Consider the following 12,663-nt stretch of genomic DNA (forward strand, 5'->3'; position numbering starts at 1 on the left):
AAAGCCTGCTCATAGCCGGATGCCAGATCCTCCAGCAAAATACGCCATGACACGCCGTCGACCACCAAATGGTGGATTGTCACCAACAAATGGTCTCCATCAGTACAACGGAACAGAGCGAGCTTTACCAGCGGTCCTTCAGACAAGTTTATGTTGTTTTGAATTTCAGTTGCTTTCGTTTCAATCTTCGTGCTCAGGGTGACTTCATCCGTCAAATCCCTAAAGTCCAGCACGTCCAGATGATACAGCTCGCCTTCCTGTATTCCGCGATTCCACGCTTGGTAGCCTTGCTCGGTCTTCCTGAATACCATCCGCAGTGCATCGTGGTGCTCCGTCAACTGGATTAACGCTTGATGCAAAGCAGCTTCGTCAAAGCCCTGCTCCCGGTGCAGCATAACCGCCTGATTAAAATGATGCGCGTCCACTTGCTCCTGTTCAAAGAACCAATGATGGATCGGAAGCAATGCCGTTTCCCCGCTCACTTCTCCCTGATCTGCCATACGACTTGTCATAAGTGGTGCCAATGCTGCGATGGTTGGACACCGAAGCAGATCCTTCATATCCAGCTTGTAGCCTGCCTGGAACGCACGGGATACGATTTGAATCGCCTTGATCGAATCGCCGCCCAGGTCAAAGAAATTGTCCAAAATACCGACGGTTGGCACGCCCAGGACGGACTGCCAGATCCTTACGAGTGCCTGTTCCGGCGCAGTATGGGGCGCTTCATAATCCGCTCCGCTTTGCTGACTGCCTTCCGGTGCTGGCAGAGACTTGCGGTCGATTTTACCGTTCGGTGTCAACGGCATCTGCTCCAACTGAATGAAATACGACGGCACCATATAGCTTGGTAGCTCCCGCCCCAGCTCACTTCTCAGTTTACTGGCTTCCATTGCTTGACTGGCCACATAGTATGCCACCATTTGTTTTTGGCCCGTTGTTTCGTCCACACGAGCCACGACGGCCGCTTCTCGTACCGACTCCACCTGCAATAGCTGCGATTCGATCTCGCCCAGTTCGATCCGGTAGCCCCGGATTTTCACCTGGTGATCCATCCGTCCCAAATATTCAATATTGCCGTCCAGTGTCCATCTCGCTAAATCGCCTGTACGGTACATCCGTTCATAACCAGCTTTATCTCCGGCAAACGGATTATTTACAAATTTCTCTGCCGTCAGATCTTCCAGATTCCAATACCCACGGGCCAAGCCTTCCCCTGCTATACATAACTCGCCCGGCACACCGACTGGCTGCAATTCCCCACTCGCATTGATGATATATATTTGGGTATTCGCGATGGGACGTCCTATATTAATTTCTTGAGCATGAGTCAGTTCCTGTACGGTCGACCAAACCGTCGTTTCTGTAGGTCCATACATGTTATAAATACGGGGGCCATTTATTTCTTGCAGTGCTGCGAGCAGCTTGGAAGGAAGGGCTTCACCTCCCACCATGATTTCCTTTACGCCCCGCAGCGCGCGGGAACCAGCTTCATGATCCAGCAGCATCTGCAGCCGGGATGGTGTCATTTGCAACATCTCAATAGAATGATGGGTAATCAACTCACCAAGCGCCTGAGGATCCAATTGATGCTGGTGATCGCCAAGCACAACCGTCATTCCAGCCAATAGCGGTAAGATAGTTTCCAAGACGAAAATATCGAATGAAATGGTCGTGAGTGACAAAATGGTTTTACCAGCTTCAAAGTCAATGATTTCACGCATCCCGGTAATAAAGTTGAGTACCGAACGATGCTGGAGCATAACTCCTTTCGGATTACCAGTCGATCCAGAGGTATAGATGACGTAAGCCAAATGCTCTGGGTGAGAAATCACCTCCAGGTTGCAGCTGTCTCCCTGATACAATTCTGCATCCTCAAGAAACATGGTATTGGCCTGACAATGGTGCTCTTCTGCCAAATCACGACTGGTCAGAAGCACTGCAGCCTTGCTGTCTTCCAGCATGTATTCAATACGAGATGACGGAAATTCGGGATCAATCGGCACATAAGCACCGCCTGCTTTTAGAACAGCCAGCAGGCCTACGATCATTTCCACTGAGCGATGTATCATCAGGCCGACCAGCTTGTCAGGTCCTACTCCCTGTGCTTGAAGCATTCGTGCCAATGAATTCGACCGTTCATTCAGTTCCCGATAAGTCAGACTCTGACTTCCAAACATAACCGCTGTCTGATCTGGTGTACATTCTGCCTGTTTCTTGAATAGCTCATGAATCCCCACATCGTCTGGAAAGGGAACTGTGGTCGCATTAAATACATTCATAATTTGTGCCCGCTCTTTGTCACTCATCAGTGACAACTCCTGAATCCGCTGCTGTGGCCCTTTCACCATATGCTCTACCACACTCAAAAATTGGTGAATCATTCGGGCGATTTCCTGCTCGCTGAACAGCTCGGTCCGATAATCCAGTTGCAATACAAGTTTATCGTCATCCAGCATGTCAATCATGGCAATATCAAAGTCACTCACCGTATCTCCGCAGAAATCGGTATGCACCTGCTGAACAGCTTCATCAAAACGAGAGAAGCTCAGCGTACGGTACTGAATGGTAACGCCAAACAGGCGGCCAATATCCGTGCCGCTTTGTTGTTCACGCAAATCCTGTATGATTTTGTTATACGGATAACGCTGATGCCGCAAAATGGACGACTGCTCCTTGCCAACACCCTGTAGGAAAGTAAGCAGCTCGGATTCCGGCTCAACTTGCAAACGTGTAGCCACAGTGCTGACGAACATGCCCATTGTATTTTTTTCCTTCTTCAACGTACGGTTAGCATACAATGTACCAACCGTTAAATCTTGTTCACCTGTCGTTTTATGTAAATAAATATACAGAGCAGCCAGAAAAAATGTAAAAATACTGATGTTATGCGCCTCGCAAAAAGCCGTGACACCACGATATAATTCATGTTCCAGTGTATAGGTCTCCCGGCGTGCAGCCGTGCTTACTGTGAGCGGATTGTACGATTTTAAACCTGTAACCTCCGGCAAATTGGCAAATTTCTCCGTCCAGTACATCTTATCCTTTTGATAGCGTTCTGATTGCTCATAGCTTTGCTCTGTCTGAATAAAATCGAGATATGAGTTCGCTGGGACCGGCGCATCTGAACCTGTACCATGCACAATATTCATATAATTTCCCGTAATTTCATTAATGGCCTGCTCCATGGTAACGCCGTCAGAAATAATATGATGCATCTTGAAACTAAACCAGGTATCTTCTGCCCCCAGCTGCAAAATAACAAACCGATACAGCTGCGAATCCAGTAAGGGGAACGGCTGTGCGTTATGATGACTCACCCATAGCTCAGCTTCCTCCTGGGTTACCTGAAGGGTTTCTATGCTTTGATTAGCAAACGGCTCAACATATTGATAGGGAATGCCGTCCCAAACCGTGATTTTGATACGAAAAGAATCATTTCGTGCAATAACCCGGTTCATTGCCTGCTGCAATGCATCTATGCGAACCGTTCCCTTGATTTTAACAGTAGTAATAATCGTAGACGTGTTGCGATTGGGATACACAAGCTCCGTGTACCAAATACGTTGCTGTGGCTGGCTTAATGCAAACAATTGAACATCGTGCTGAGTCATACGTACCTCTCCTCGCAAAATAGATATGTGTAAAAGTAACTCTGCTAAAATGACCGCCCATGGCAAGAAACGGTCATGCGATCCTTTTTTCCGGCATTGAATTACCAATGGAAGTCGGCAAAAGCGACCACTCCTGATATACCATTGAGATCTGAGTTCGCATACTTGTTGTAGCAGTTTGATGATCGTGCTTTTGCCGCCACGGTGCGACGACAATCGTTACCGTTTCTCCTTCTCCTATCTGAAAGCTGGTTTCCTTCAGTCCCCCGGAGCTTCGAAGAGCTGATTTTAATCGAAATAAGCACATCTTCTTTTTCATCGCTCACACTTTCGCAGTGCAAGCTTTTTTTAGTTGGGCGGTCATGGTGAAAAAACTCTGACTCTGGATGTATGAATATGTGCATGGAATGGGAACATTTTCGAATTATGCTGTGAGTGCATCTTGGTGGTGGGTTGTAGAATGGTTGCCGCAATGTTAACAACGTAGTGTGTCGTGATGTGTGCTGTCTGAATCTTGGCTTGAGGGTATCGATGCTACGAGACGCATGAACTGCTGCAGCGTGATTAGGAGCGTAATTCTAGGCTGTAAGGAGCTAAAAATACTCACGACTGCGCTTATGACTTCCTGATTTTGTACATGGATGAATTACAGTACTTCTTCCGGTGTTCTCTGCATCAAACGAAGCTCTTTGGTGAAAGATTAATCTGAATAAAATTGGAGTTGTCTTTGGAATACGGAAGACGTGGACGGATTTACCGGAAATTTTTAAAAACCAAACAAGAGACGACCGAGTTGCCATACAAATTTCTCACATCCTCTTTCCGTCCACAATATAACAATAAATCCTTATATATCTTCTTTTCTCCCAATACTTTCTAGCTATTTTAAATATACAAACTTTAAAACCGATTAACATGGGACATAAGTTCTAATTTGATAGATTTCATAAAATTAATAAACAGCCCATATTATTCTATTATTTTTATATCTTTAAATGCAAGAATTCCACTTTTTTATTAAATTGTATACTAACTACGACAAGTTAATATGATTTAGAACAAAATTTTTGATTTTATAATCGATAAAATAAAAATGCTGTGTGCTTGCATGAAGCCCAAAACCCTTGTACCAAAACACATTTTACGTTACATATCATTAACACAAATATAACAAGCCGATCCTGACACCATCCGACAAATTTCAACTTTTTCAGCAATATTCTTTAACTACCTAAATCATGGGATTTATTTGCTCAAGCTGAATTAATTCGAAATTAATAACTCTTCACTTTTTAAATAGATAGTGATTTTTTTAGATCTTTTGAACTAATTACCGAGCAAAATTTTCTTTAAATTTTCTCTCAGAATTTCGATTTAGGTTAAATATTCTCTCATTTGAGCTATAAACTCTATTTTTTTTATTAATAGAAACGTTTGGATTTTTCATTAAAAGTTTAGATTTTCAGAAAATTTATAACTTTTGGACCATTTCTTTTGTGAAACTTATTGACCCAAAAACATAAAATAGCAAGTCTCCATGTGGCAAGAAACTTGCTATTTTTTAAGTTTTGACGAGTTAATCCTTTAATAATGAAGTGAAGATTGACACAGCAAAAGTACTGAACATATTTGTCGTTGTGATGATTACTTTATACAAATCGAATCGTTTTTGTGATGAGCGCATCACGACCGAGTAAACCTTCTGCGCTGTGATCAGAAGGGATAAAACCTGCATACGCGTGATTTTGTGGAAATCAACTATATGTATACAGGCAGCTGTACCCAGTATATTAATAATGGAAAATCGAACTAAAAAAAGACCACATTATCATAATGGATAAGGATGTGGTCCAAAAGATTGACTATATTGGTGAAGAAGACATTTTGATAAAGATTTTAGTGCATGATAAATTTTAGAAAGTTACATCTACATCCAAATGTCCTTTTTTTCTTAAAGTTAAGTGCACAGATTTTCATAAAAAAGCAGTCTTGTTCACAACCCCCGAAGCCCTTATATTGATCAGAACAATCGCTATATGGGATTAGCAAATAAATTATATACCCTCTCTGGGAAGGAATTAATGGAGACACCCATGATGAGGAATATGGAAGATTTGGATCCATTGGGTATTGAAGATTTAAGTAGTTCGTTTATTCTATTTTCCTAGCAATACTGACCAGTTAGGGTCTTTGTATCGTTTATCCACTACTTCCCTTACCAGGGTAAGCTCCTCTGGAATTGGACCTAGCTTCATAATCTGGAATTCGTAAGGCTGCTTTGCCCTACGCCCCCCATACTGATATATCCCTCTCTCCAATGATCAGTCAGTTTATTTTCAAACGATGATCCCCCCACCGCACTTACGTCATACTGCTTACCTGCTGAATCAAATGCTCTCCACTCCTCATGCATTATTTCATTATTCATTTTCCCGTAGAATGAGATGACAGTTTCATATGCGCCTTTGTTAACTTGCGATTTCTCAAGTGAAGCCCTAACCAACTCCAGTCTATCATTCATTATTTTAAAAGTTTTGGGCTTAGTCAGCTCCGATGGTCTAAAGGACATCTTGTTTCCGTCCATTTCTGCAACCGAGTATGCATCCAGAACAAAGCGGTATGGTTTATCCTCAGGCAGGTACTTGAAGGTATAACTCCAATGCATTTTTCCGTTTCCAATAACTCTATGATCAGATGTCATTAAGCTGTCCCTGTAATTCTTTTTTCTTGGATTCACCGAGTGAATCTCTTGCCCATCTGTTGTCTCGAAATGAAAGCTTAACATCTGCTTTCTCCATAAATCACCGGGGGATCTTGCCATTGCCGCATCATCAAGTTCCGTCTCCTGTTCGAAACGCACTCCTTGCACCATTCTCGTTAGTCTTTTTAATATAATCGCCATACCGTGCGGCGTTGTGTAACTACCTGCCAACTCCTCTATATTGTTCTGCTTGTTTGCCTCTTTCATATCAATATCAAAGCTAAAGTTCCAATTTCCTTTTATTAAGGTTTCGCTCCTTTGTCCAAGCGATCCAATACTCCCTTCTATCGTGATCTTATCTGTTTTCAGCGGCTCACTAAAGAAATCAACCATATAATAAAAATCACTCGTGTACCCCATGTCGTACATGCTGCCCACTACGTTTCCTTTATAATCTTTAATCGTAATTTTATTCGCTTCGCCAATGGCCAGTTTGTGGCGATCATGCTTCCCATTTTCATCAAAAAGTTGAAGTGCAATTGTCACTCAGGTAGGATCAGCAACAGCTTCATTAATCACCAGCGTGTAACTATACTTGGTTGAATTATCAACTAGAGAAGTATGGATAAATGTATCTATTTAAGTGTATACAGCCCGAAAATTTTTTTATTTTATATGGACTAATATGTGAAACTACCGTAGTGGAATGAATCTCATATGTGATTTCGTAGAAGAAGATGGTGGGGTTGTGTTACCGCTTTTTCATTCACATATTTCACAGTAAGAATGCAAGCATTCTCTATAACGAATAGCCGCCAGTGCAAACCAAGTAGTTTGATTAGCGAGGTAAGTATGATATCGGCTATGCCAGCAATAAATCTACGCAAAATTGAAAGCCCAATATCCTTCCTCTTTCAAATCATCGTGTTTGATAAAATATCCAGCTCGTTCGTACTCCCGTGGTGCTAAGAAACCGTTCTTCTAGTTCGTAGCGAGCCACACTATGAACTAGAAGAACGGTTTTTTGTTGATTGTATTACTGAATATTATGTGAAAGATTGCTTGTTACGAAATCAAACCACAACAGGAATAAGGAACAGTGACAAAACTGATCCAATTAAAGACAGTATATGATAACTGGAGTGTGCCACAACCATACCAGATAGTGCTCCTCCAGATGCTCTTGATAATGCAATCAGTACATCCACTGTTCCTTGAGTTTTTGCACGAACATTGGATGGAGGTGCCTCAACAATCGCCGCAGTCCCACTAATCAAACCAAAGTTCCAACCTAATCCCAGAAGAGCCAGCGCAAGAGTAAGTAAACCCATCGAATCACCAGGTACGAAGGCAGCCAACAAACCAGACAACATCAAGGTAAAGCCAGAAGCATAAGCCATAAAAATGTATCCAAAATTATCAACGAGTACTCCTGTGATTACAGACGGTAAATACATAGAAGCCACGCGGATTCCAATAACAAGGCCGATTTTACTTAAATTATGACCATTATGTTGCATATGAACGGGAGCCATTGTCATGATCGCAATCATAACAATTTGTGTTAGCACTATAACTGAGGCACCGATCATAATTCCTTTTTTTTGAATCCTACCATGAGCGCTGCACCAGCAGAACCTAATGTAAAAAGGCCTGTGGGAACTCTCGAGAAACTGTCAATCCCTAGCATATCTTGTGCAAGTAACGACCTACGGGATGCCTGCAGCTAGGCCAGCTCCACCGCAAATTTGTGAAGCAACTACAACTTTCATTGTTCTGGCATGCAACTGAAGGTGCTTCAGCGGTGATTCCATATACTCCATAATTGAAGGTGGAATTTGTACAGATGTTTGCTTGTTTTCTGGAATCGTTTCTACCATTATTTTCTCCTAAATTACGAAAAGCCACTTTGTATACAGTTGAAACCCTATTCAGCTTCTAAGGAAACATGACCTTCAATTGTTATTTGAACATCTGCTTTTACTAGAAGTTGGCCAATTTGGCAATTTTCTTCGGCGTTTCGCATTAGAGTTTCTGCCATGCTAACATCTTGATTGGTTGCTTCTGATTTCTTTAAAACAATATGTGGACGATGAGTAATGCTCAATTGACCATTTGGAGCAGTGTTTCCTTCTGTATCCATGGATAATCCTAATACGGGAATACGATTTTGTTCCAACATATATGTCAAAGTCATTAGATAACAGGCTGCTGCAGAAGACATAAGAAGCTTTTTAGGTTCAACACCTTCCCCACTTCCTCCTTTTGAGACTGGGATAGCAATTTGAGTTTGGAAGTTTTCGCTTTTAATGATGCCATTGCCTTTTGCATTTCCGTACCAAACTGTATTCAAACTAAGTTTTTGATTTGCCATATTGATGTTCTCCTTTAAGTTTATATATGCTACTCCTCAACATAGTAAACTGATCACTTGATCTGAACAGTTTTAATCTGATGATTGATTAAAATAAACCGACATAGCGAGACTGCAATGTCGGTTTACAATTTTTAAGTATTAGCTTTTATTTCTTCAAAAGAGTTAGTTCGCACAACAGGGTTTCTAGAATGTACTATAAATGCGGATTTCCGGTTCAGCTTGAAGCAAGTCTTTGAGTCCAACAACAACGTCATTCGTGAAAAGATCACTTTCTAGGTAGGCCTTAGCATCTGCCTCGCTAGTAAAGCCATGCAGAACCTGAACATCCTCGTCACGCACTAACAATTCTTTAGACACAGCACCAGAGATGCCTGAAAGAAAAGGCTCCTTATATGCTGTATAAACCTTTGTAGCCGCCTCGCGTTCTGGTGCGTTAATTTTTAATGTGATTTGAAGATATGCCTTTGCCATGATTTCGAACCTCCATTAATTAATGTATCGATTATTAATAAATCAAATAGTCAATCGATCAATTGAATTATATGTCATGCTTATTTCTTTCGTCAAGTAAACATTCCCTACCTAGACTTTGATTACATTTAAGAACATGATACAATTTGAGTATTTAATTGATTCATTTTTGTAATAAATGATTGAGGATAGTTGTAGTCGTATGATAACGCTAAAAAAGCTCAGAATAGAGGTTGACCATCATGAAAGAACCATTGAGTTCAGCAAATGTATTAAAAGAAGATCTGTATAAACAACTTGCAAGAATCGGAAAATGTCTTTCGAGTGACAAGCGACTGGAGATTTTAAATGTATTGTCCCAAAGTCCAAAAACTGTAGAGAAATTGGCGGCATGTACAGGTATGAATATGGCCAATGTATCACGTCATCTTCAAATTTTACTTGATGCAAAACTTGTTAAATTCGCTAAAAGAGGGACTTATGCCATTTACTCACTAGCAGATCCGGAGATTATTGATTTCATGGCATCCCTTTGGCGCATAAGCGAAAAACAACTTCCTGATATCGCAAAATTGAAAGAGGATTTTCTGAACAACCTTGACGGCATTCAAACCTTGACTATGGATGAGGTTATGGAGAAAGTGAATAACGATTCCATACTATTGGTGGATCTACGTTCTAAAGAAGACTTTGAAATGGGTCATATATCCGGAGCAATTTCAATGCCAATGACCGAGCTTGATACATTGATGCAAGAACTCCCCAAAGATGCAGAAGTCATCGCTTACTGTCAGGGACCACTTTGTGTATACTCCGCACTGGCAGTTCAAAAATTGCAACAAGAAGGTTATAAAGCGTACCGCATGGATGAAGGGATCAATGAATGGCAAGGACATTTTCTGCCCCACTAATCCTGCTTCCTATGTTTTAACTATAGATCTCCAAGCCATCACTTGGCTTGAGATCTTTTTTTATGAGCAAAATAGATGGAACGGTTTTGAATACAATACCTTGTCATAAAGATATTCAACATAGCAAAAACCACCTATCCATCTTTTAATGAATAAGTGGTTTTTCAACGGTAGATTCACATCTTAAACTTTTTTATTGAGTCAAAGTCGCCATGTAGTTTAAGACAAGCGAATCAAAATATCCTTTTTCACTTGAAGTTCTGGATAACAACTGGGCACCTTGTACAAATGCAATTAGGATCTTTGCTTGTTCCAAAGCAGCGTTAGAAAATGTAAATTCGCCAGCCGATTTGCCTTGATCAAGCACATTCTCAACCCATAGTGTGTTGGCGTCAAAAAATAAGTTTAACTCATCTCGAATTTCAATTGGAAAAGAGTTCAACTCAGCAGCCATCATTGAACATAAACAAAGCTTGGTATTGTTTTCCAAAGGTTCACGATATAACAAAAAAAAAGATTGTATCTTTTGTCGCCAACTCAGAGGTTGATCGTTAATTTGTTGAAGCTTGTCCATGAACTCTCGACGGTATCGATTCAGAACAGCTTGCACCAGATCCTGTTTAGACGGAAAGTGGTAATGTATACTTGCTTTCCGAATGCCTATCGCTTCAGCAATGTCAGCATAGCTAAAGCCATTGTATCCTCGCTCTTGAACCAAGGTGAGGCCTATGTCCATAATTTCTTGTACAGTGTTTTTCTTGATATTCATAAATGAAATCTACCATTCAGTAAGTATACTGTCAAGGTATCCTCCTCCCCTTACAATAAAAGAAAAGGCTACTCACTTTTCGCGATCGGACCTAAGAATTATCAAAGAATCACCTCGACGGTCATGTATGACTAGGTAAACTCCTTTTTCAAAAAACGTTATGCGCTAGTCTTTCCACTCCCTGTTCCTCTCCCTATTACAACCCCGAGTTGCTCTTCAACCAAAAATCGTTTAATTGTTGTAAACGAGCTGCAAGAGGTCCCAACTGAACAAATCTACCTTCACGGAACGACTCTCTTTGATCAATGAACATAATTATTGTAGGTACTGAGAAGATCAAAAATTTGCCTACAACCTCTTCTACATTACTTGTGTCAACATGAGCAAGTTTTATAGAAGGAAATTTAGTAAGCAAATCTTTTAATTTGGGATAAACAGAGTGACATACATTGCAATTCTCCTGAGAAAAATACAACATACTTAGTCGGTTGTTTTGAATAAAAGCATCTATCTCTTCTATTGATAATAATTCTTTATTCATTTATTAAATTGTCCTTTCAGGTTGTTCTTTTATACCAAACCCTTTTTTCAATAAAATTCAATTTATAACCCCTTTCAATCGAATATTTTTCTTAGGATAAATGTTTGATGACTTCATTGACAACTCTTTCAGCTGATCGAAGGGCACCTTCAAGATGACCGCCTTGCCTATAAGCTGTTTCAGTTCCAGCAAAATAAATATTTTGCCTTGAGCCCTTTCCGTCGATGATAGGTCCGTAACTCGGATAATCAAGAAGTGGATCTGTATCTTCCTCTACGGCTGTATGTTCATCAAAAGACCAATCTTTAAATAAAGTCCCTTCTACATGTTTTGCTGCTGGACCGAAAAGTCGTGTCAATTGTTCCAACACAAGCTCAAGTAATTGTTCATTCCCCATATTCAAGCGAGCTTTTGCAGGAAGACCAAAGAAACCAAAAAGTGCGCCAGAACCTGTAGAAGGCGAGGCATCATGAATTTCCCTCAAAGGGCCAACCCAACTCGATACGAATCCAGAGAGACCTTGGTCACGCCAGAAGGGGGTGTCATAAACAGCAATAACCTTAGCTTGACTGGCCATCCAAGTTGGCTTATTCATTAAATTCGATTTTAGTTCAGCAGAAAGTTTGGGGAAGAACGTAATATTTCGTTCAACGATCCGTGGGGGTAGAGCAACTATAACCGAACTTGCATGAAAGTTCCCTGCATCAGTTTGAATCTTCACCCTGCTATCGTCCTCCTGATGAATAGAAGTTACTTTGGTATTCAGATAGATTGCTTCTGATGGTATTTGGGCAGCCAGTGCATCAATTAGAGACTGAACTCCGCCTATAAACCGAAGTGAATATTCCATCGCTTCTGCGGACAAATCATGCTGTTGCGGTGGTGTGTTTCTGGATCGTTCTACTAGCATTCTTCCTTCATTATACTGCTCAAACGTCTGCAAGCTGAGTTCCTCGACTAGTTGGTTCATTGCTATCTCATAACGAGGCCAGTACCATGTTGGCCCAAGATCGAATTTCCCAAGCTCAGGCTTACCCTCAACCTCTACACTCAAGCCTCTTCCTCCAATACGATTTCGTGCTTCCAAGATGAGGTATCTTATTCCATGTGTATTGAGCAAGGCAGCTGCACGAAGTCCACATAAACCTGCACCAACTATTATTACAGGGGCATCCCTATTCAATTGAGTTTCCATACTTTGCTCCTTTAGATAGATAAAAGTTCTTCTTTCGAAGGTCTAACTCTAATAGTGAATGAGAGAAGGGCTAACCTAATTAAGGCC

General features: G+C 41.1%; 10 protein-coding genes and 1 pseudogene. 1 reads left to right on the plus strand and 10 read right to left on the minus strand.

The window, feature by feature from the left end; genetic code table 11:
* From KSP24_RS22830 to KSP24_RS22865, 7 genes and pseudogenes are all read right to left on the minus strand, one after another.
* Positions 1-3,611: non-ribosomal peptide synthetase (locus KSP24_RS22830; RefSeq protein WP_216976839.1), on the minus strand; the 3,611-nt coding region annotated here is incomplete at its 3' end.
* A 73-nt stretch (positions 3,612-3,684) separates the two neighbouring features.
* Positions 3,685-3,930 (minus strand): hypothetical protein, encoded by a 246-nt coding sequence (locus KSP24_RS22835; RefSeq protein ID WP_129549302.1) that lies wholly within the window; start codon positions 3,928-3,930, stop codon positions 3,685-3,687.
* Positions 3,931-5,862: 1,932 nt separating this feature from the next.
* On the minus strand, positions 5,863-6,858 hold the full coding sequence (locus KSP24_RS22845; protein ID WP_254207954.1) for a hypothetical protein: 996 nt from the start codon (positions 6,856-6,858) through the stop codon (positions 5,863-5,865).
* 527 nt (positions 6,859-7,385) lie between these two features.
* A pseudogene (locus KSP24_RS22850) lies at positions 7,386-7,916 on the minus strand (MFS transporter); the annotation flags it as partial.
* Between the two features lie 105 nt (positions 7,917-8,021).
* Entirely contained in the window at positions 8,022-8,192 is a 171-nt protein-coding gene (locus KSP24_RS25745; RefSeq protein ID WP_013371206.1) for a hypothetical protein, read from the minus strand.
* A 47-nt stretch (positions 8,193-8,239) separates the two neighbouring features.
* On the minus strand, positions 8,240-8,686 hold the full coding sequence (locus KSP24_RS22860) for an OsmC family protein (protein ID WP_025675324.1): 447 nt from the start codon (positions 8,684-8,686) through the stop codon (positions 8,240-8,242).
* A 186-nt stretch (positions 8,687-8,872) separates the two neighbouring features.
* A complete protein-coding gene (locus tag KSP24_RS22865; protein WP_013371204.1) occupies positions 8,873-9,160 on the minus strand; it encodes a hypothetical protein in 288 nt (95 codons plus the stop codon).
* 242 nt (positions 9,161-9,402) lie between these two features.
* On the opposite strand from KSP24_RS22865, the gene KSP24_RS22870 reads away from it, so the two are divergent.
* The gene (locus tag KSP24_RS22870) at positions 9,403-10,071 is read left to right on the plus strand and encodes an ArsR/SmtB family transcription factor (RefSeq protein WP_013371203.1); all 669 of its coding nucleotides are present in this window, start codon (positions 9,403-9,405) and stop codon (positions 10,069-10,071) included.
* A gap of 193 nt (positions 10,072-10,264) precedes the next feature.
* Here KSP24_RS22870 and KSP24_RS22875 read toward each other — a convergent pair whose 3' ends face one another.
* From KSP24_RS22875 to KSP24_RS22885, 3 genes are all read right to left on the minus strand, one after another.
* Positions 10,265-10,840 (minus strand): TetR/AcrR family transcriptional regulator, encoded by a 576-nt coding sequence (locus KSP24_RS22875; RefSeq protein ID WP_013371201.1) that lies wholly within the window; start codon positions 10,838-10,840, stop codon positions 10,265-10,267.
* Positions 10,841-11,036: 196 nt separating this feature from the next.
* Positions 11,037-11,381: a thioredoxin family protein gene (locus tag KSP24_RS22880; RefSeq protein WP_013371200.1), complete on the minus strand. Its 345-nt coding sequence runs from the start codon at positions 11,379-11,381 to the stop codon at positions 11,037-11,039.
* A 91-nt stretch (positions 11,382-11,472) separates the two neighbouring features.
* Positions 11,473-12,576 (minus strand): flavin monoamine oxidase family protein, encoded by a 1,104-nt coding sequence (locus KSP24_RS22885; protein WP_216976843.1) that lies wholly within the window; start codon positions 12,574-12,576, stop codon positions 11,473-11,475.
* Between the last annotated feature and the right edge of the window lie 87 nt (positions 12,577-12,663).

Origin of the sequence: Paenibacillus sp. AK121 (assembly GCF_019042715.1) — a bacterium.
Lineage (GTDB): Bacteria > Bacillota > Bacilli > Paenibacillales > Paenibacillaceae > Paenibacillus > Paenibacillus polymyxa_C.